The following is a 19,783-nucleotide window of genomic DNA, read 5'->3' as shown; positions in this document are numbered from 1 at the left end:
CGGTAGCAGCTGACAACTCTGAGTTCGGCGCCGCGCGGCTCCGCCGGGTGTGAGCGCCCGTCCGAAGTGGGTATGCGAGCGCCATGCAGACGTTCCTGCCCTACCCGGACTTTCGACGATCTGCCGAGGTCCTGGACCCCGCGCGCCTCGGTAAGCAGCGCGTGGAGACGTTGCAGATCCTGCGGGCGCTCGAACTCTTCGATTACGGCTGGGCCAGCCATCCCGCGGTCACGATGTGGCGCGGGCACACCCCGGCGTTGGTCGCCTACGGGCTCGCTTTCGTCGACGTGTGGACCGGCGGCGGTCGTGCAGACACCACTGCTCCGATGATCGCCGAGTTCGCGCCCGAGGTGGTGGGTGCGTCCCAAGCCGAGCTGACCGCGCAGGGTCTGATGCCCGCGTGGCTCGGCGACGAGCGACTCCATCGCAGTCACCGTTCGGCGCTGCTCCGCAAGGCGCCGGACTTCTACGGCTCCGTGTTCCACGACGTCGACATTGACGACGAGATGCCGTACTTCTGGCCGGATCCGCCGGCCACCGACGCGCACGATCTGGACGAACCGACCCGCACCGTGTGGATCATCCGGGCCGGATCCGACGAACAGTTCGCTCAGTTCCGACGCCGGCAGATCGTCGGATTGGGCGTCGAATCCGGCATCGACACCGACGCCTCGGTGGGCACCGAGACCGGCCTGCGCGTGTTGCTGAAGGAGCGAAGTCCCGGGCGGCGGCCGGGCAAGGACCTCCGCGTGCTCGCATCGTTCGTCTCCGATCTGCGGGTGGGGGACGAGGTCGCCGTCGTCGACCCCACCGATCCGGACGTGCTGCCCCTGGGGACGTTGATCGGCGAGTACGAGTTCTCCCGCCGAGGCAGGGCGCTCACCCCGCATCGGCGTCGGGTCCGCTGGACCGGCACGCTCGAGCGGTCGGCCGTCGCCCCGCCGGCGCTGCTCCAGAATCCACGAATGCTGTTTCCGGTGTCGGTGCGATCAGAGGCGGTCCGGTTGTAGTCCGATCGGCCGAATCTGGCACCGGGTGGTCGGTGAATGCGTTCCCGGCGCCTTTCGAAGTGGCCGGTCGTTTTTCGACGGCAGAGACGATCACGGCCGGCTCGCTCGCACGAGATCGGCTGTTCAGGAGCACGACGTCTCGACCGGTCGGGATCAGTCATCGTGAAATCGCCTCCAATAATGACCATGGTGCGCGCAATCGCAAGGTGAACAGCGATGACCCCCGGCCGTGGTAATCCGGACGGGGCCGTCTCCGGTGCGTATGGTGAAACGTATTCGGATCGATATCTGCGTGTGTGAATTCCGTTGTCGAGACGGCGGCGCGGTAGTGATGTGAGCATGTAGTGATGTGAAGGGACTGTGATGTCCGCAGTGGGTGGTCTGTTCCGCCGACGCCTGGTCGCCACAACGGTCTCGATCGTTGTACTCGTTGTCGCGCTTGCTGTTCCGTCGTTCGCCGGCGCCGACTCGGGAGATTCCTCGTCCCGGGCGAAGGCGCTGGCCCGCGCTGTCGCCGATGGCCGGGTCCTGGACCTGTCGGTGTATTCGCCGTCGATGAAACGTCACGTACCGGTCCGGGTTCTCGTGCCCGCCGACCGCTCGGTGCCCCGACCGACGCTGTATCTGCTGAATGGCGCGGGTGGCGGCGAGGGCACCGGACACTGGTTCGAGCAAACCGACATCGTTGATTTCGTCGCCGACAAGAATGTGAATGTCGTCGTGCCGATGCGCGGTGCGTACAGCTATTACACCGACTGGGTGAAAGTCGACCCGGTGCTGGGGCGAAACAAATGGACAACGTTTCTGACCAGCGAATTACCGCCGCTCATCGATCGGAAGCTGAACACCACCGGCGTGAATGCGATCGCGGGGATCTCCATGGCGGGAACGTCGTCGTTGAGTCTTGCCCAAGCCGCACCTCAGCTCTACCGCGCGGTCGCCTCCTACAGCGGTTGTGCGGAGACGAGTACGAATCTCGGCCGGCTCGCCATCCGCGCGGTCGTCGAAGGACGCGGCGGTGGCGACATCGCCAACATCTGGGGCCCGGTCGGCTCCCCGGGGTGGCGGGCGCACGACCCGGTCGTCAACGCCTACAAGCTGCGCGGCAAGGCGATCTACATCAGCACCGGCACGGGGGTCCCCGGACCGCACGACCGGTTGCAGGGCCAGGGAATCGACGGGAAGACCACGATCTACATCGACCAGATCGCGGTCGGCGGCGCCATCGAGGCCGCCACCCACCAGTGCACGCTCAATCTCGATCGTCGACTCAAGCAACTCGGCATTCCCGCGACCGTCGACTATGCACCGGGGACGCACGCCTGGCCCTACTGGCAGGACCAGCTCGTGAAGTCGTGGCCGATGCTCGAAAGCGCGCTCACCGACTGACCGCCGCACAATCTGTCACGATGTGACCGTGACTGCGACCCCCGGCGCGCCCAGCCCCATCTCCAGCATGCCCAACCTCCGCGATCTCGGCGGCTGGCGGACCGGGGACGGGCAGACGGTTCGATCCGGCGTGCTGTACCGGTCCACGGATTTCTCCGCGCTCGACGCCGCCGACGTCTCCGCGCTCGAGTCGCTCGGCCTGAAGACCGTCTACGACCTGAGATCGGCGCACGAGAGCGAGGCCATCCCCGACCCCGTCCTGCCCGGCGCGTCGAACATCGCACTCGATGTCCTCGCCGATGCGCAGATGTCGATTCCCGCCAACATCGGTGCTGTCCTCGCCGATCCCGCCGTCGTCGCGCAGGCCGACGAGATGCTGTCCGGCGGCAAGGCGCGCGAGATGATCTCCGGGACCTATCGCGAGATGATCACCCTGCCCAGTGCGACGGCGTCGTACACGCAGCTGTTTCGTGGACTGATCGACGGCTCGACGCCGGCCCTCATGCACTGCACCACCGGCAAGGACCGAACAGGTTGGGCCGCAGCGTCTCTGCTGACACTGCTCGGGGTGCCGAAGGACGACGTCTATCGCGACTACCTGCTCACCAATGAACGTCTGATCCCGTCGCTCACACCCATCTTCGACGGGTTCGCCGCCGCCGGGGGCGATCCCGAGCTGCTCGTCGGCGTGCTGGGCGTCGACTCCGGCTATCTCGACGCCGCGTTCGGCGAGGTGGACAAGCGGTACGGCGGAATCGAGGGTTACTTCGGCGAGGCGTTGGGTCTGGGTGCCGCGGACCAGAAGGCGCTCCGGGACCGATATCTGACGTAGGGGCTGGCCGCCCGAGACGCTGTGGCAGCGAGGTGTCACCCGCACGGGTGTCATCTGGTCGTCGTGCTTTCACCCGATGAGGGGATATCCGCGGATGGCAGGTCGCGTTAGCGTCGGAACCACCCCCGAAACGACTCGACTGCCGGAGAAATCGATGCGCACAACCATTTTCGTTCGAGCTGCCCTCATCCTGGCCGCGACGGCGACCGCTGCGGTCGTCCCGGCCGCGATCGCCGATGCCGCGCCACTCGAGTCCGGGAGCCTCGACGGCGGAAGCGTCGACGGGGGCAGTCTCGAGGAATACGGTCTGGGCGGCCTCGACTATTTCGGGAGTCTCGGGGGCAATCAGGCTCCGCCGTCGACCCAGCGGTGCAACTCCGAGACCAAGTCCGGCGGCTACGGTGTCACCGAGACCCGGCACATCCTCGGCCTGCGAGGCCCGACGAGCTTCACGCTGAACTACGACACCTACGACATCCCGGACGAGATCCGCGTGTTCTACGGTGGCCGGCAGATCTACAACACCGGTTACGTCGGAGACGACATCAACCAGGGAACCGGCAGTGTCCGGATCACGGTGCCACCCGGTGGCGACACCTCGGTCGTGGTGCGAGTGACCGGGCCGGACCGGAACACGGAGTGGGACTACACCGTGAACTGCCCGGGAGCGAGCTGACCGCCCGACGATCGTCGGTAGTGTCTTGGAGTGAGTGAATTCAGCTTGACCGAGAAGGCCGCGCTGGGCAGCGGCGCCGATTTCTGGACCACCAAATCGGTCGGTTCCGTTCCCGCGCTGACACTCACCGACGGTCCGCACGGGGTCCGGAAACAGACCGGCGCCGCCGACCACCTCGGCCTCGCCGGCAGCGAACCCGCCACCTGCTTCCCGCCCGCGGTCGGACTCGGCCAGAGTTGGGACACCGGGCTGATCCGTCGTGTCGGCGAAGCGCTCGGACGCGAGGCACGCGGTCTCGACGTCGACGTGATGCTCGGCCCGGGCGTGAACATCAAGCGAGATCCCCGGTGCGGCCGCAATTTCGAGTACTTCTCCGAGGATACGTTCGTCACGGGCCGGCTCGGCGCGGCGTGGGTGAGCGGCGTACAGAGCATCGGGGTCGGCACGTCGCTCAAACACTTCGCGCTGAACAACGCCGAGGACGACCGGATGCGGTCGAGTTCGGACGTCGACCCGCGCCCGATGCGGGAGATCTACCTCCGCGCCTTCGCGCACATCATCCGCACGGCGAACCCGTGGACCGTGATGTGCTCCTACAACCGCATCAACGGCACGTACGCGGCGGAGAACCGGTGGCTCCTCACCGACTTGTTGCGGGGTGAGTGGGGCTACGACGGCGTGGTGGTCTCCGACTGGGGTGCGGTCGCCGACCGCGTTCGGGCGGTCGCCGCCGGCCTGGATCTCGAGATGCCCGGCCCGGGGGACCGCACCGACGCGCAGGTCGTGGACGCGGTCCGGAACGGAACCCTCGACGAGGCGGCGCTGGACCGGTCGGCCCGGGCGGTCCGGGAACTCGCGGAGCGGGCCGCCGCGGGCCGGGCGAACCGGTCCGTCGTCGACTTCGATCTCCACCACCGACTCGCGCGCGAGGCCGCATCACGGTCCATCGTCCTGCTCAAGAACGACGGCGATCTGCTCCCGTTGAGCCCCGGACGCTCCGTCGCGGTCGTCGGCTCGTTCGCGCACGACCCCCGTTATCAGGGCGGCGGCAGTTCGCACGTGAACCCGACGCGCCTCGACGTACCGGTGGACGAGATCCGGGCAGCCGGCGGCACGGTGACCTACGCCCCGGGTTTCAGCACCGACGGCTCGCGGGTGGATACGGCGGGCGCGTTCGCCGCGGCGGCGGGCGCCGATGCCGCCGTGCTGTTCCTGGGACTGGCGGCCGCACAGGAGTCGGAGGGCTTCGACCGCGACGACATCGAACGGCCGGCGGACCAGGTCGAGTTGCTGACCGCGATCCTGGCGGTGCAACCGCGAACGGTCGTCGTGCTCGCTCACGGAGGCGTCCTCCGCCTCGGATCGATCGCCGCGGCCCCGGCAATCCTCGACGGCGCGCTCCTCGGCCAGGCCGGGGGCGGGGCCATCGCCGACGTGCTCTTCGGGGTCGTCAACCCGTCGGGTCGGCTCACCGAGACCGTGCCGGTCAGGTTGCAGGACACCCCGGCATACCTGAATTTCCCGAACGAGAACTCGCACATCCGCTACGGCGAGGGCATTTTCGTCGGCTACCGCTGGTACGACGCCCGGGACATCGAGGTCGCCTACCCGTTCGGGCACGGATTGTCCTACACGACCTTCGAGTACTCGGATCTGTCTGTCGCATCGGATGATCCGGGCGTCGACGGAGTGGTCGTCGGGCTGACGGTGACCAACACCGGTTCTCGAGCCGGACGTGACATCGTCCAGGTCTACACGTCGAAGCCGGACTCACGAGTCGGACGACCGCCGCGCGAGCTGACGGGCTTCGCGACCACCCGCGACCTCGAACCCGGTGAGTCGCAGAGGATCTCGATCGCGATCGACCGTAACGACCTCGCGTACTGGGACACCCGCGTCGACCGCTGGGTCGTCGAACCGGGTGAGTACGGGGTGGACGTCGGCGCGTCGAGTCGGGACATCCGGCTGACCACCACCGTCGAGATCGCGGGCGACGAGGTTCATCTCGCAATCGACGAGAACTCGACCCTCGGCGAGGTCCTGGCGAATCCTGCTGCGGCGCAGGCGCTCGCGTCCCGGTTCGAGGACAACCCGCTGGCGAGCTCCGACGACGCCCTCGGCGTTGACATGGCACGGATGATGGCGTCGATACCGCTCGGACGCCTCGCCGGGTTCGGGATGCGGGACGAGGACATCGCCGCGATCATCGCGGCGGCACGCACGGACTGACCGGCCGGGTACCTCCGACACCACGCCGGCGATTCAAGGCTGCATCTGGCGTCCGCTGAGGAGACCGTGCTGATGCGCCAGCGTTGCCAGTCCGACGCGGTTGGCGACCCCGGTCTTGCCGAGTAGATGCTCTATGTGGCGGCCGACTGTCTTGGCGCTGATGACGAGCGCACCGGCGACCTGCGCCGAGGTCAGACCGTTCGCCACGAGGGTGAGGACCTCCAGCTCCCGTCCGGTGAGGTCGAATGGGAGCGGCTCGGGCGTGGCGAAGGTCAGGGCCACGGGGGTGGCGGCCCGATATCGCGGCGTCGCCGGGAGCAGCCGGACCAGATGCCAGGTTCCCCCGGGGTCGCACCATCGGAACTTGCGCTCGGTACCGGCGAGTCGTGCGACGATCGAGAGCAGTTCGGGGTCGACATCTGGTATGAGCTGATCGTGCAGGGCCCGGCAGTTTCCCGACCTGTCGATGAGCCACGCGGGGCTCCCTGGAGAGAGGAAGTCAGCCACCATCACCGGACGCATCGTCGTGTCGAGAAGCGACGCGACACTGCTGCGGAGCTCGTTGATCTCGGTGACGTCCACGTCGCGGGGGTAGCGGCGGTCGTCGGAATTGACGTGCAAGGTCCCGGCATAAGTGCCTTGTGCGGTGACCAGGCGGGCGGACAGTCCCTCGTCGAATCCGGCCGGGGTGAACACGTTGGTGACCGAGTGGGTCCGTCGGTACCCGGGGAAGTCACGCCAGCGCAACGCGCCGGAGCGGGTTCTCTCCATCTCTTTGAACAATGGGTCGTTCGAGACGAACCAGCTGTTGAAGTGGCTCATGACCGAATCGGGATAGTCGTGATTGGCGAGGGTCAGGTGCCGGCCCGCGACCGGATCCCACAGACTGATCGCGCTTGCCGACGACGACACGCGCTCACCGAGCGCGCACAGCAGCTCGTCGGCGCGTGTGTTGAGGTCGGCCGCGCTCCCCAGTGCCTCGTGGTAGGGGCCGGTGGTCGACGATCTCATGCGCTCTCCGTAACCCCCCGACGATGATCATTCGATGGGTTGCATTGTTCCGCAGGCGCGTTTCGGCGATGTTTCCCATCAGGCCGGCGACGCAACACTCGTTGTCGATCCGGAAACCAGCTGTTAACAATCGAAGTGGGAAAGATGGGGAATTCTCCCGATTCGCGCGGCAGGTCTCGGTCCTTAGATTCGAGGCACGGGTCGCACACCGCTGTGCGGCCGGTGACCGATTGATCTCACACGGCCCGGAGCACCTCCGGCCGACAAGCCAGGAGTTACCGATGACCACGGACTCTTCACATGAACGTTCCCGATGGCGCATGACGATGTCGATCACCGCTGTGGCGGTGGCCGGTGTCATGCTGTCCGCGTGCGGGAGTGCGGCTTCCGACAGTGACAGTGCCGCGGGCCGCGTCGACTGTCTCGATACGAGCGGAGACTCGGTCGCGGTGGGATCGATCAACTCGCTCAGCGGTGGCACCGCAGTGAGTGAAGTCGTGATCCACGACGCCATCACGCTCGCCGTGGAGCAGATCAACGCGGAAGGAGGTGTACTCGGAAAGCAACTGCGGCAGATCTCCGAGGACGGTGCATCCGATCCCGCCATCTTCGCTCAGAAGGCCCAGAAGCTCGTTGCGAGCGACTGTGTCGCAGCAGTTTTCGGCGGATACACCTCTGCCAGCCGGAAGGCGATGCTTCCCGTGTTCGAGGACACCGGTGCGCTGCTCTACTACGGCCAGCAGTACGAGGGGCTGGAGAGCTCTCCGAACATCTTCTACACGGGTGCCACGACCAATCAGCAGATCGTCCCCTCACTGGACTACCTCCGCGAACAAGGAGTGAAGTCGATCTACCTCGTGGGCAGTGACTACGTCTTCCCCCGCACCTCGAACGCGATTGTGCGCGCTTACGCGGAGGAGAACGGAATGACCATCGCCGGTGAGGATTACGCTCCGCTCGGCTCCACCGACTTCTCGACGGTCGTCAACAAGATCCGTCGATCCGACGCCGATGCCGTGTTCAACGTGGTTGTCGGCGACTCGTTGGCCGCGTTCTTCCGCGAGTACAACAACGTCGGCCTGAACGCTTCGACGATGCCGGTCATGTCGATGTGCGTCGGCGAGGAAGAGGTCAGGAGCATCGGAGCCCAGAATCTCGTCGGTCAGTTGTCGTCGTGGAATTACTTCCAGTCACTGGACAATCCGGTGAACAACGAGTTCGTTGCCGCCTTCAAGGAGCGGTTCGGGTCGTCGAGTGTGACCTCGGATCCGATGGAATCGGCCTACACCGCTGTGCACCTGTGGAAGCAGATGGTCGAGAAGGCGGATACGTTCACACCGGAAGAGGTGTCCGCTGCTGCAGCCGGCGTCAGTTACGAAGCGCCCGAGGGACTGGTCACCGTCGACGGCGAGAACCACCATGTCACCAAGACGGCACGGATCGGCCGAGTGACCGCAGACGGTCAGTTCGATGTGGTGTGGAGTTCTGACGGACCGATCGAACCCGACCCTTTCCTCGACAGTTATCCGTGGGCTGAGGGCGTCGGGGCCTGACCCGCTGACCCCGGACGTGTCGGCCATCTGAGAGGGAACACCTGTGCATCTCACACCGAAGGACGAGGACCGGCTGCTGCTTTTCCTCGCAGCTGAGCTCTCACGCAGACGCCGGTCGCGCGGACTGCGACTGACGTATCCGGAAGCGCGTGCGCTCATCGCCGACGAGGTGGCGGAAGCCGCTCGTGGGGGAGCCAGCGTCTCGGAGGCGGCGGCACTCGGTGCGTCGCTCCTCACCGATGACGACGTGGCCCCCGGGGTCGCAGCCCTCCTGGGGTCGGTGCAGGTGGAGGGATTTTTCGACGACGGCCAGAAGCTCGTGACCGTTCACGACCCGATCCGGCCGGGAACCGGCCCTGCGCCGACGCGACTGGACGGTGACGAGCACACGCCCGGGGAGTATCTGCTCGTCGACGAAGACGTCGTGATCAACGACGGGCGGGACACAGCAGCGATCACGGTGGTCAACACCGGTGATCGACCGGTCCAGGTCGGCTCGCACTTCCACTTTTTCGAGGCCAACCGGGCGCTGCTGTTCGATCGACGGGAAGCCTTCGGGATGCGTCTGGACATCCCGTCGGGCACCGCCGTCCGATTCGAGCCCGGGGCCGAGCACGATGTCGAACTCGTCGCCTTCGGCGGCGAGCGCGTCATCACCGGCCTCAACGACATGACCAACGGCCCAACCGATGTTGCGCTGCCCGCCGCGACGCTACGCGACCTGCGCGCAGCGGGATTCCTGGACACGTCCGCGGGAGACGTAACCGGGAGGACCACTTCAGGAGGGGACTATGGTGCAGAGACTGACGCGTAGGCACTATGCGGAGCTGTTCGGGCCGACGACCGGCGACAGGGTGCGTCTGGCCGACACCGAACTCCTGGCGCGCGTGGAGTCCGACGCCACCGTATACGGCGACGAGTCGGTGTTCGGCGGCGGCAAGACCATGCGTGAGGGCATGGCCGTGCACAATGCGATCACGAATGCCGAAGGCGCACTGGACTTCGTGATCACGAACGTCCTCATCATCGATGCTGTGCTGGGGATTCGTAAGGCCGACATCGGGATCAAGGACGGGCGCATTGCCGGCATCGGCAAGTCCGGCAACCCCGCCACCATGGATGGGGTCGATGCCGAGCTGGTGATCGGAGCCGGCACCGACATCCGTTCGGGTGAAGGCATGATCGCGACCGCGGGAGCCATCGACGTCCACGTGCACTTCGACAGCGCCGGACTGGTCGAGGAAGCCATCTCGAGCGGTATCACCACCATGATCGGTGGGGGCCTGGGTCCGGTCACGGTGGGGATCACCAGCTCGGGGCCACGTAATCTGGCAAGGATGCTTCGGGCAGCAGAGGCATTCCCGATGAACTTCGGATTCATCGCGAACGGAAGTGCCGCATCCACAGCACCGTTGATCGAGCAGGGACTCGCCGGTGCGATCGGATACAAGATCCACGAGGACTGGGGTGCGACGCCGGCATCGATCCGCGCCTCGCTCGACGCGGGCGACGAACTCGACCTACAGGTGCAGATCCACAGTGACACCCTGAACGAGTCGGGCTTCTATGAGGACACCATGCGCGCAATCGGTGGGCGCACGATCCACACCTATCACGCCGAAGGTGCGGGCGGTGGACACGCCCCGGACATCATGCGGGTCGTGGGTGAGCCGAATTGCCTTCCGTCGTCCACGAATCCGACCAACCCGTATACGCTCAACACCTTCGACGAGCATCTCGACATGGTCATGGTGTGCCATCACCTCAATGCGCGGATACCGGAGGATGTGGCTTTCGCCGAGTCGCGTATCCGGCGAGAGACGATCGCCGCCGAGGACGTCCTGCACGATCTTGGCGCCATCTCCGCGATCGGCTCGGACTCGCAAGGGATGGGCCGCATCGGCGAAACCATCGCCCGTACATGGCAACTCGCCTCGCACATGCGCGCCACGCGTGGGCCGTTGCCGGACGACGCCGGTACCGGCGCGGACAATCAGCGCATCTTGCGTTACATCGCCAAGCTGACGTTGAATCCGGCGAAGATGTTCGGCATCGACCACGAGGTCGGCTCGCTGGAGCCCGGCAAGCTCGCCGACATCGTGCTGTGGGAGCCGAAGTTCTTCGGTATCCGTCCAGAAGTGGTGTTCAAAGGTGGCTTCCCGGCGTGGTCGGTGATGGGCGAATCGAACGCCTCGCTGATGACCTGCGAACCGCTGAAGTATCGCCCGCAATGGGCGGCTTTCGGCAAGTCGCCGGTTGACGTGTCGGTCAACTTCGTCGGACGTGCGGCCCTCGACTCGGGCCTCGGGGAACGACTCGGCCTCGACACCCCGCTGATCGGCTGCACGGGATCGAGAGCCTTGACCAAGGCGGACTTCGTCCACAACGACCACCTGCCCGAGATCTCCATCGAACCCGATACCTACCGGGTGGTGGTGAACGGGGAGATCTGCACGAGCACACCGATGTCGAGCGTCCCGCTCGGACGCCGGTACACGCTCAAATAGGAGGAGAGCATGAGTTCGGATCCGATCCGTATCGGAATCGGCGGACCGGTCGGCTCTGGCAAGACCAGGCTGGTCGAGTCATTGGTCCCCGTCCTCACAGAACGCGGGGTCGATCTCGCAGTGATCACCAATGACCTGGTGACCGACGAGGACGCCCAGCGTGTACGACGCAGCGGCATCATCGACCCCGCGCGGGTCCGAGCCGTCGAGACCGGTGCGTGCCCGCACACCGCGATCCGCGAGGACCCATCGGTCAATCTGGCCGCCGTGGATGACCTGGCGGCTGCCTACCCAGGCCTCGACGCGGTGCTGATCGAGTCCGGCGGAGACAATCTCGCTGCCACGTTCAGCAGTGATCTCGTCGACTACTGGATCTTCGTCATCGACACCGCCGCCGGCGACGACATCCCGCGGAAGCAGGGTATCGGCCTTCTGCAGGCTGACCTGCTCCTGGTGAACAAGATCGATCTCGCCGAGATGGTCGGAGCCGACCTGGATCGCATGCGACACGACTGTTCGGTTGCCCGGCCGAGTAAACCCACACTGTTCACCGACCTACGGCATCAGGTGGGCGTCGTCGAGGTGGCCGACGAGATAGTCAAGGGAGCAATGCTTCCCACGCCACCGAGGGCATGATCGAGCCGGGGGTTCTCGATGTCGACGTGGTCGCCGATATCTGCGGAAGGACTCGGGTGCGGCATCTGCGGCAGGCCTACCCGCAACGGGTCACCACACCGCTGTATGTCGACGTCGACCCACGGATCGCCTATCTCTGCGTACAGAATCCGTCCGGGGGGATCTTCGCCGACGACTCGTTGCACACGACTGTGGCGGCCGGCCCCGGCAGCCATCTCCTGTTCACGTCCCAGGCGGCAACCCAGGTGTTCGACGGGCACGACGGACCGGGGGCAACCCACCACCAACGGATCCGGGTCACAGATCGATCGGTGGTCGAGTTCGTACCGCGCGAGATCATTCCGCAGGCCGACTCCCGGTTCGCTCAGTACACCGAGATCGACGTCCGGGGTTCGGGGCTCTTCGTCGGATGGGAGATGCTCGCTTCCGGGCGGATCGGCCGTGGGGAGCGGTTCCGGTACCGGTCTCTCGTCTGCCGGACCACGGTGCGGGTCGACGGTGAGGTCGTTGCGCGGGACGCGCTTCGGTTCAGTCGACCCGAAGGGCGGGTCGACGACGCCGGTTCGCTGCCGGAGCGGCTGATCGGCGCGAACTACTGCGCTACGTTGCTGGTAGTAGCTCCCACGAGAAGCACCGGTGCATTACAGAATGCACTGCAATCGGCCCTGGACGCGTTGGATGTGGTCAGCGGCGTCAGCGCACTGCCGGGCGAGAGTGGTGCGATCGTGCGCGTGCTCGGCACGAGAGCACCCGCGATGCGTGAGGCGCTCGCCGTGTGTCTGGCGTCAATCCGGTCCGAACTGTTGATGCTGGCACCGCCCCCAAGGCGATTGATCTGAGAGGACACCCCATGACCACTGAATCCACCGAGCAGGCGCGGGAAGTGACCCACCTCCTGGGACGTGAGTGTGATGAAGAGTTCCACGGACGTCGACTCGACCTCGTCGAGATCGGTTGGGGGGACGCGCGTAAGCACCGACAGATGCTCACGACCGCATCGGGATCGACGGTGCGGCTCCGCCTCCCACGAGGTTCCTTTCTCGACGACGGCGCGGTCCTGGCCGACGACGGCGAGACCATCACCGTGGTACGTCGTGCTGCCGAGCCCGCCATCGTCGTCGACTTCGATGCCAACGGCGGACCCGACGGTGCGCGGCGAATGCTGTTGCTGGGTTATCTGCTGGGCAACCAGCATGCCCCGCTGGATGTCTCGGCGCACCAGGTGTCGACGCCGCTGATGACGAGCGCGACGACCGCGAAGGACACCCTCGCCGCACTGCGTCTGCAGGGTGTGGTGGCCGACGTCCCGCTCGCCTCACACGGATGGTCGAACACGTCGGCCGATCATCACCATCATCACCATCATGACTGATCGACCCGTCATCAGTTGCTGCCCGAGGACCGCGATCGACTCCGCTGTGTCCGATTGCTCTGTGCCCGATTCCTTCGCGGCGGCCGTCGGCTGGCTGAACCTGCACGACAGCGCTTTTCCCGCGGGCCGTCTGGTCCACAGCAACGGCATCGAGAGCTGGCTGCGTGCGTTTCCCGACGCCGGGCCCGATCAGATCGTCGAGCTCGTCGTGGATTACGTGGCGACCTCGGTCGCGACACTCGATGCGGTTGTCGGTGTCCACGCTTGGGCGAGTGACGATCTCGCGATGCTCACGGGCCTCGATCGGGAGTTGCTCAGCTACAAGACCTCGGAGAACGCGCGAGACGCGTCGCTCAAGCCGGGGCGTCAGCTCGCCGACACCGCAGCTCGTGTCGGGATGATCTGCGGAGTGCCGGACTGTGCTCGCGCGGATTACCTTCGCGCGGTGTCGTCGGCGAATGCACCGGGCAATCTGGCCGTCGTCGAAGCCGTGGTCCAGGCGGGACTCGGGATCGACCGGCGCATCGCGACCCTGGGGACGCTGCGTTCGTCGATGGCATCCGCGTTCAGCGCGTGCGTACGTCTCGGCAGGCTCGGTTCGCTCGGCGCACAGCGTGCACTGGTCGCGGCGACACCCGCTCTCGTCGACCTTGCCGCCGACGTCGAGCGGGCTCCGCTCGACGCGCTGAGCTCCAGCAGCTTCGCGCTCGAGCTGTTCGGCATGCGACATGCACAGATGTCGCCTCGGCTCTTCGCCAGCTGATGCAGCCGGACTTGGATCCGGCTACCGGAACACGATGCAGGTGGTGGTCCCGTGGGCGACGAGCTTGCCGTCGGCGGAGAACACCTTGCCCTCGGCGGTCGCGGTGGTGCGGCCGGCGTGGATGACGGTACCCACGCCGGTCAGCTCCCCGGCGTCCACGGCGACCGAGCGGATGTAGTTCACCTTCAGCTCCAGCGTCGTGTAGCCGACCCCGGCGGGCAGGGTGGTGTGGACGGCGCACCCCATCACCGAGTCCAGCAGCGTGGCGCAGATGCCGCCGTGAACGGTGCCGAGGGGGTTGGCGAAGTCGGGCTGCGGAGTCACGGCGAAGGTGACCGCGCCCTCGTCGATCTGCTTGGGCACCATGCCCAGGAGGCGGCCGATGCTCGGACGGTCGGAGCCCGCGCCGCCCGCCTGCCAGGCTCGCAGCAGCTCGAGTCCGGACATGGCGGTGGGGTCGGTGGGTGCGTCAGTCGTGGTCGTCATGACTATGCATGGTTGCATACTCCGCCGTGGTTATGAAGGTCTGCATATCGGCGAGGCTGCGCCGCATACGGGATGACCTCGGCCGATGCTATGTATGCTGGCCACGACATCGGGTGTATGAGGGTCGGCATAGGAGTTGTTGCTGCATGGCGTCACATCCCGCCGAGTCCGTGATCACCGGCGCGGACGACCGCGGCCCCCGCGAACGCATGGTCGTGCACGCGGCCGATCTGATCGGCCGCGACGGGGTCGCTGCCACCTCCATCGGCGACGTGATCTCGGCGAGTTCCGCACCACGGGGATCGATCTACCACCATTTCCCGGGCGGTAAGACCCAACTGATGACCGAAGCCGTCCGGTACGCCGGTGAGTTCATCGCCGAACGCATCGGGCGTCCGACCACGATGACCCCGGCGGACACGGTGCGCGAGATCGGCGGGGTGTGGCGGCGACTACTGGTCAATACCGACTTCCAGTTCGGCTGCCCCGTGCTGGCCGGCGGACTCGCCCGCCGCAGCGAACCCGCGGTGGCGGACGCATCCGCCGAGATCCTGCAGCGCTGGGCCGACCTGGTCACCGCGCGGCTGGTGGTCGACGGCGTCGACAGCGACCGTGCCGACTCACTGGCCAACCTCATCATCGCGGCGGTCGAGGGAGCGGTCGGGCTCTGCCAGACGCGGCGCAGCGTCGAACCCCTCGATCGCGTCATCGCCGAACTGGCGAGCCTCTGCGACGCGGCCGTCGATCGGGTCTGATCCGGGGCGAGACGTTGGACACAGGTGTGCTCCGTTAGTAGGTTCACCATGTCGTCACCGCCGTGGTGGCGTCTGGCCTGTATCCGTTCATCGTCGGGACGGGCTCGAATCGGTGGGTGAGCTCGGGGAGGTTGCGCCATGACGCCGGTCTTCCGGCATGCGCTGGGTTCGGACTTCGACCGTCTGCATCCCAACGTCGCATGGCGCTACGGCATCGACTCGACTTCCGGTGTCGCGCAGGTCTGTAGCGGAATCTACGAGTCGGTCTACGTGTCGTCGGCGCTGCCGCCGCCCGCCCTGTGGCATTACGCCAAGCGCAATGCGCTGCCCTCGAAGACCAGTCGCATGGTGCCGTTCACCCAGGGTTACTACTGCTACTCCGACGAGCTGGGGCGCGAGTCGCTCGCGGTGCTGCGGAATTTCCAGTACACGACCGGCCCGCGCAAGCTGAACTCCCTGCTGGTGGCCGGGCGCACGGGCCTGGTCGACTACTTCGGCGACGGCCCCGAGTTCCTGTATCCGATCGAGCCGTCGGTGACGCGATCCGGCGAACTGTTGCTCGAGAGCGGACCGATGCGCTGGCTCGGACGCGGACCCAAGGTCGGGATGAAGGGGCTGTTCACCGCACAGATGAAGTACATCGAGGGGTGGGACGAGAAACGGGATCGATTCCGCTGCGACGCGACCGTCCGCAACCCGGTCATCGGCGAGATCATGCACTTCCGCGGCTGGTTCACCGCCGTCGACCAGGCGTGCTCGTTGCGTGACATCCCGGACGAGGCGTGGCCGGTCAACCTGGTCGACCGCGAGAGCTGAACGGTTCGATCCAGGGCGACTCCGTCGCGGCAATCCAGGGCGACTCCGTCGCGGCTCGACACAGCCTCGACAGTTCGTTGCATAGGCGGAACGGGCGCGCGGTAGGTTCAGCGCATGGCTGTCTCAGCGAACATCGAATTCGACGTCGCCGCCCCGGTCTCGGTGGTGATGGAAGTGCTCATGGACATCGAGTCCCTACCGGACTGGTCGGGCCCGCACAAGGAAGCCGAGATCCTGTCCAGCTACGACGACGGCACGCCGCAGAAGGTGCGGATGGTCGTCACCGCCGCGGGTATCTCCGACGAGCAGACCTGCACCTATGACTGGACCGAGAACTCGTGCGAATGGCACCTCATCGAGTCGAATCAGTTGAGCGAGCAGCACGGCAAGTACACCGTCACCGAATCCGACAAGGGTGCCCATGTCCGCTTCGACCTGGCCGTCGAGCTGAAGATCAAGCTGCCCGGACTCATCGTGAAACGCGCCCAGAAGATGGCCGTGGACACCGCGCGCAAGGGACTCACCGCGGAAGTGGAGAAGCGCGCGGCGGCCTGAGGACGATCGTGACCGGGACGTGACGAGTCGATCGTCTCCTCCACGGCGCCGGCCCCTGTACGCTGAGGGCGTTCCTTACCGGGCGCCCGAGCTATGGAGGCCAAAGCAGTTGAGAATCAAGAAGTTTGCCGTTCGCGGCCTGGTCCTGGCGGCGGGGCTCGCCGGATGTGTTGGTTTCGCCGGGTTGTCGGGCGAAGGGGTCGCCGCGGCGGACACGCGTTGCTCGGTGTCGAACGGTCATCAGGTCGAGCGTGTCGAGGGGCGCAGCGGTTGCGGCGCCAAGGCCGGAGTCGGCAGTCGCGCGAGTGCCGACGAATACAGCGGTCGGGGCACCGCGGTCTCGGTCTCGGACAACGGCGGCAACGCCGCGGCCTACAACCTGCAGCCCGGTTCGACGGCGCTCGCCGGCGCCAACAGCCGGGGCAACGCCTATTCGGTCACGACCGGCCCGAGCGCGCTGTCCGTCGCGCAGGCGCGTCGCGGCGGTACGACGGTCGCGATCGGCGGTTGGGGCGGCGAGGCCTACGCCGGTCCCGAAGGTGCCCGCTGCAGTGGCGGTTTCGCGACCGCGTTCGACACCAGCACCGGTAAGGCATGTCTGCACGCCGGTTCGATCGACCTGCGGAACTGAGCGGCTCCACCTCACGACACCTGAGAGACAGAACACGCCCGGCGCGACGGTAGTTCACCGGAGCGTCGGGCGTCGTTCGCCGCTTCGACCTATCGTTGTGGAGTGACCGACCTCCACGATCCCGAGACACAGATCGGCCCCGACTTCAGCGTGCTCAACGGCCGCGAAGCACTTCAGCAACTCGTCGACCTCCACGACACCACGCACTTCACGGTCAACGACGACGATGACGACGATCCGGTCCTGCTGACCCTGCCCGAACGGAATGTCGTCGACACCTGGCGCGAGGACTACCCGTACGAGGAGCGCATGAGCCGCCGCGAGTACGAGGTCACCAAGCGGCGGCTGCAGATCGAACTGCTGAAGCTGCAGAAGTGGTCCAAGCAGACCGGGCAGCGGCATCTGCTGGTCTTCGAGGGCCGAGACGCGGCGGGCAAGGGCGGCACCATCAAACGATTCAACGAGCACCTCAACCCGCGCGGCGCACGCACGATCGCCCTGGAGAAGCCCAGCGAACGCGAGGCCACCGAGTGGTACTTCCAGCGGTATGTGCAGCACCTGCCCGCCGGCGGGGAGATGGTGTTCTTCGATCGCTCCTGGTACAACCGCGCCGGCGTCGAACGGGTCATGGGGTTCTGCAGTCCGCAGCAGTACACGCAGTTCGTCGCCCAGGTCCCGGCGTTCGAGAAGATGCTCGTCGACGACGGGATCAACCTGGTCAAGTTCTGGTTCTCGGTCACCCCGCTCGAGCAGCGGACCCGGTTCGCGATCCGTCAGATCGACCCGGTGCGCCAGTGGAAGCTGTCGCCCATGGACCTGGCGTCGCTGGACAAGTGGGATGCCTACACCGAGGCGAAAGAGGCGATGTTCGCCACCACCGACACCGACCACGCACCCTGGACGGTGGTGAAGTCCAACGACAAGAAGCGGGCGCGCATCAACGCCATGCGTCACGTGCTGAGTCTCTTCGACTACGACGGCAAGAACGAGTCCTTCGTGGGCACGCCCGACCCGCTGATCGTCGGCCGCGCCGCGGATGTGATCGGGGAGTAGTTCCCCGGCTCGGTAGCCTCGTGGCTGTGCGTAGCTTCCTGAGTGCCCTGTTGACACTTGTCGCGATCGCGGCGACCGTTCTCGCCGTACCGTCTTTCTGGCTGGATCAACGCATCGTCGACCAGGCGGGGTTCGTCGCCACGGTCGCGCCGATGGCCGAGAACCAGCAGGTCAAGGACTACCTCGCAGATGAGATCGCCGCGCAGGCGACCGCGCGGACAGACCTGCCGATCGCCGGCGTCCTGGTGCGGCCGCTGGCGGGCCGCTACACCGAGACTGAACAGTTCCAGCAGGACTTCGCCGATGTCGTCGGCCAGCAGCACGCGTTCCTGTTCGAGGAGCCGGCGCCCGGTTCGGACACCTCGGTGATGCAACTCGACATCACGAACATGATCAACCGCTCCCTGAACCTGACCGGTGGCAACGCGATCCAGGGGCCGGTGGTCGTCGAGTTGACCAACGGCTCCTCGGGCCTCGAGGCGGGCCGGTACGCGGAGGTGGGTAGCCAGATCACGCTGCTCGCCTGGGGCTCGGCGGCGGTGGCCGTGATCGCAGCCGTGCTCGCGCTGCTGATCGCCCGACGACGCGGAACCGTCTTCGCGTGGCTCGGGCTCGGCGTGCTTGCAGCCGGCGTCTCGACCTGGGCCATGGGCCTGTTCTTCGCCGACCGCGCCAAGCAGGAGGTGGCCGGCGCAGAGCGCTCGGGCCGCCAGGTCGCCGAGCTCATCATCGACGGCGCCTACGACGACGTCACCCGGGTCGCACTGATCGTCGGCGGCGTGGGCGTCGCGATGTTCGCCGTCGGGATCCTGGGACGGCTGATCATCGGGCGGCGCTGAGGGAGGGTGCGTCAACCCTGCTCCCAGATCCGAAGAACGACATGACCATTGGTCCCTGAGGTGCGAGGAGCGCCGGCGATGCCTTCCCTCTGCTCCCTGAGGCGCGAGGAGCGCCGGCGATGCCTTCCCTCTGCTCCCTTAGGCGCGAGGAGCGATAGCGACGAGCCTCGAAGGGTTGGCGACGCATCTCGCCAGGACCCTTTGTGACGGCCTCCGCAAGCTCCGGCCTCCTCAGGGAGCGGAGTTCTTTCGTCTCCACGACGGGTCGCCAGGCCTCGGATACTGAGGATTGCCCGGAGTGTGCGTCACGCCCGTTCCCTGAGGAGTGCCCGGAGCTTGCGGAGGGCGCGTCACGCAGGGTCCGCCGAGCACCCCCGACTGATGGACCTCAACTCGACCGATGGACTTCGCTCGAAGTGCATCCGTCGAGTTCGAGTTCATCGGTCGGAGCCGGATGCAGTGCGAGGTCGGGCCGGCTCGCTGAAGCAGTTCGTCTGAGCTCTACCACGGTGGTTGTTGGGTCGCAGACGCTGACGCTATGTGACTGGTGGGGTTTTTGTTCACCACAGTTCACCACCGTTCACCGCTGAGGAGTGAGTGACAGCGACTGCGGTGCAACAGGATTCGATGACGATGAGGTCTGTGGAGAAATCTCGTCGTCGAACGTGAT

At 66.3% G+C, this 19,783-nt stretch carries 20 protein-coding genes; 18 read left to right on the top strand and 2 right to left on the bottom strand.

Annotated elements, in window-relative coordinates:
• Positions 1-83: 83 nt before the first annotated feature.
• The 5 genes from Q9R39_RS15995 (at position 84) to Q9R39_RS15975 (ending at position 6,136) form a co-directional block, all read left to right on the top strand.
• Complete coding sequence (locus Q9R39_RS15995) at positions 84-1,010, top strand: MSMEG_6728 family protein (RefSeq protein WP_311277769.1); 927 nt, start codon at positions 84-86, stop codon at positions 1,008-1,010.
• A gap of 363 nt (positions 1,011-1,373) precedes the next feature.
• Complete coding sequence (locus Q9R39_RS15990) at positions 1,374-2,399, top strand: alpha/beta hydrolase family protein (RefSeq protein ID WP_065630131.1); 1,026 nt, start codon at positions 1,374-1,376, stop codon at positions 2,397-2,399.
• 28 nt (positions 2,400-2,427) lie between these two features.
• Positions 2,428-3,231 carry a tyrosine-protein phosphatase gene (locus Q9R39_RS15985; protein WP_311277768.1) on the top strand — a complete coding sequence of 268 codons (804 nt, stop codon included), beginning with the start codon at positions 2,428-2,430 and terminating at the stop codon, positions 3,229-3,231.
• 154 nt (positions 3,232-3,385) lie between these two features.
• Positions 3,386-3,907: a hypothetical protein gene (locus Q9R39_RS15980; RefSeq protein WP_165630632.1), complete on the top strand. Its 522-nt coding sequence runs from the start codon at positions 3,386-3,388 to the stop codon at positions 3,905-3,907.
• Positions 3,908-3,937: 30 nt separating this feature from the next.
• Positions 3,938-6,136: a glycoside hydrolase family 3 C-terminal domain-containing protein gene (locus Q9R39_RS15975; RefSeq protein WP_311277767.1), complete on the top strand. Its 2,199-nt coding sequence runs from the start codon at positions 3,938-3,940 to the stop codon at positions 6,134-6,136.
• A gap of 33 nt (positions 6,137-6,169) precedes the next feature.
• Here the strand turns inward: Q9R39_RS15975 and Q9R39_RS15970 are convergent, their stop codons facing one another.
• Positions 6,170-7,147, bottom strand: coding sequence for a LuxR C-terminal-related transcriptional regulator (locus Q9R39_RS15970; RefSeq protein ID WP_137808559.1), 978 nt, complete (start codon positions 7,145-7,147; stop codon positions 6,170-6,172).
• Positions 7,148-7,428: 281 nt separating this feature from the next.
• On the opposite strand from Q9R39_RS15970, the gene urtA reads away from it, so the two are divergent.
• The 7 genes from urtA to Q9R39_RS15935 all read left to right on the top strand — a co-directional run bounded on the left by urtA (position 7,429) and on the right by Q9R39_RS15935 (position 13,978).
• Positions 7,429-8,700 (top strand): urea ABC transporter substrate-binding protein, encoded by a 1,272-nt coding sequence (urtA, locus tag Q9R39_RS15965; RefSeq protein WP_388029824.1) that lies wholly within the window; start codon positions 7,429-7,431, stop codon positions 8,698-8,700.
• 43 nt (positions 8,701-8,743) lie between these two features.
• Positions 8,744-9,514, top strand: coding sequence for an urease subunit beta (ureB, locus tag Q9R39_RS15960; RefSeq protein ID WP_311277766.1), 771 nt, complete (start codon positions 8,744-8,746; stop codon positions 9,512-9,514).
• Positions 9,492-11,207: an urease subunit alpha gene (gene ureC / locus Q9R39_RS15955; RefSeq protein ID WP_311277765.1), complete on the top strand. Its 1,716-nt coding sequence runs from the start codon at positions 9,492-9,494 to the stop codon at positions 11,205-11,207. Before ureB ends, ureC begins: the two co-directional genes overlap by 23 nt.
• 9 nt (positions 11,208-11,216) lie before the next feature.
• Positions 11,217-11,843, top strand: coding sequence for an urease accessory protein UreG (ureG, locus tag Q9R39_RS15950; RefSeq protein ID WP_159370027.1), 627 nt, complete (start codon positions 11,217-11,219; stop codon positions 11,841-11,843).
• Complete coding sequence (locus Q9R39_RS15945) at positions 11,840-12,682, top strand: urease accessory protein UreD (RefSeq protein WP_078111713.1); 843 nt, start codon at positions 11,840-11,842, stop codon at positions 12,680-12,682. The genes ureG and Q9R39_RS15945 overlap by 4 nt, the downstream gene beginning before the upstream one ends.
• 11 nt (positions 12,683-12,693) lie before the next feature.
• Positions 12,694-13,215 carry a hypothetical protein gene (locus Q9R39_RS15940; protein ID WP_078111712.1) on the top strand — a complete coding sequence of 174 codons (522 nt, stop codon included), beginning with the start codon at positions 12,694-12,696 and terminating at the stop codon, positions 13,213-13,215.
• Between the two features lie 61 nt (positions 13,216-13,276).
• Positions 13,277-13,978: an urease accessory protein UreF gene (locus Q9R39_RS15935; protein ID WP_265968908.1), complete on the top strand. Its 702-nt coding sequence runs from the start codon at positions 13,277-13,279 to the stop codon at positions 13,976-13,978.
• Between the two features lie 21 nt (positions 13,979-13,999).
• Here Q9R39_RS15935 and Q9R39_RS15930 read toward each other — a convergent pair whose 3' ends face one another.
• Entirely contained in the window at positions 14,000-14,482 is a 483-nt protein-coding gene (locus Q9R39_RS15930) for a PaaI family thioesterase (protein ID WP_058251304.1), read from the bottom strand.
• Between the two features lie 128 nt (positions 14,483-14,610).
• On the opposite strand from Q9R39_RS15930, the gene Q9R39_RS15925 reads away from it, so the two are divergent.
• From Q9R39_RS15925 to Q9R39_RS15900, 6 genes are all read left to right on the top strand, one after another.
• The gene (locus tag Q9R39_RS15925) at positions 14,611-15,219 is read left to right on the top strand and encodes a TetR/AcrR family transcriptional regulator (protein ID WP_058251303.1); all 609 of its coding nucleotides are present in this window, start codon (positions 14,611-14,613) and stop codon (positions 15,217-15,219) included.
• Positions 15,220-15,357: 138 nt separating this feature from the next.
• Positions 15,358-16,035 carry a DUF4166 domain-containing protein gene (locus Q9R39_RS15920; protein WP_058251302.1) on the top strand — a complete coding sequence of 226 codons (678 nt, stop codon included), beginning with the start codon at positions 15,358-15,360 and terminating at the stop codon, positions 16,033-16,035.
• Between the two features lie 114 nt (positions 16,036-16,149).
• Positions 16,150-16,590 carry an SRPBCC family protein gene (locus Q9R39_RS15915; RefSeq protein WP_058251301.1) on the top strand — a complete coding sequence of 147 codons (441 nt, stop codon included), beginning with the start codon at positions 16,150-16,152 and terminating at the stop codon, positions 16,588-16,590.
• Positions 16,591-16,699: 109 nt separating this feature from the next.
• The gene (locus tag Q9R39_RS15910; protein ID WP_058251300.1) at positions 16,700-17,221 is read left to right on the top strand and encodes a DUF6764 family protein; all 522 of its coding nucleotides are present in this window, start codon (positions 16,700-16,702) and stop codon (positions 17,219-17,221) included.
• 102 nt (positions 17,222-17,323) lie between these two features.
• On the top strand, positions 17,324-18,274 hold the full coding sequence (gene ppk2 / locus Q9R39_RS15905; protein ID WP_058251299.1) for a polyphosphate kinase 2: 951 nt from the start codon (positions 17,324-17,326) through the stop codon (positions 18,272-18,274).
• Between the two features lie 26 nt (positions 18,275-18,300).
• Positions 18,301-19,113 carry a hypothetical protein gene (locus Q9R39_RS15900; RefSeq protein ID WP_211539095.1) on the top strand — a complete coding sequence of 271 codons (813 nt, stop codon included), beginning with the start codon at positions 18,301-18,303 and terminating at the stop codon, positions 19,111-19,113.
• The last annotated feature ends 670 nt before the right edge of the window (positions 19,114-19,783 follow it).

It is taken from the genome of Gordonia sp. AC31, from assembly GCF_031844505.1.
Taxonomy (GTDB): Bacteria; Actinomycetota; Actinomycetes; order Mycobacteriales; family Mycobacteriaceae; genus Gordonia; species Gordonia hongkongensis.
The sequence above is the reverse complement of the archived record's forward strand: the minus strand, read 5'-3'. Positions and strand labels throughout refer to the sequence as shown.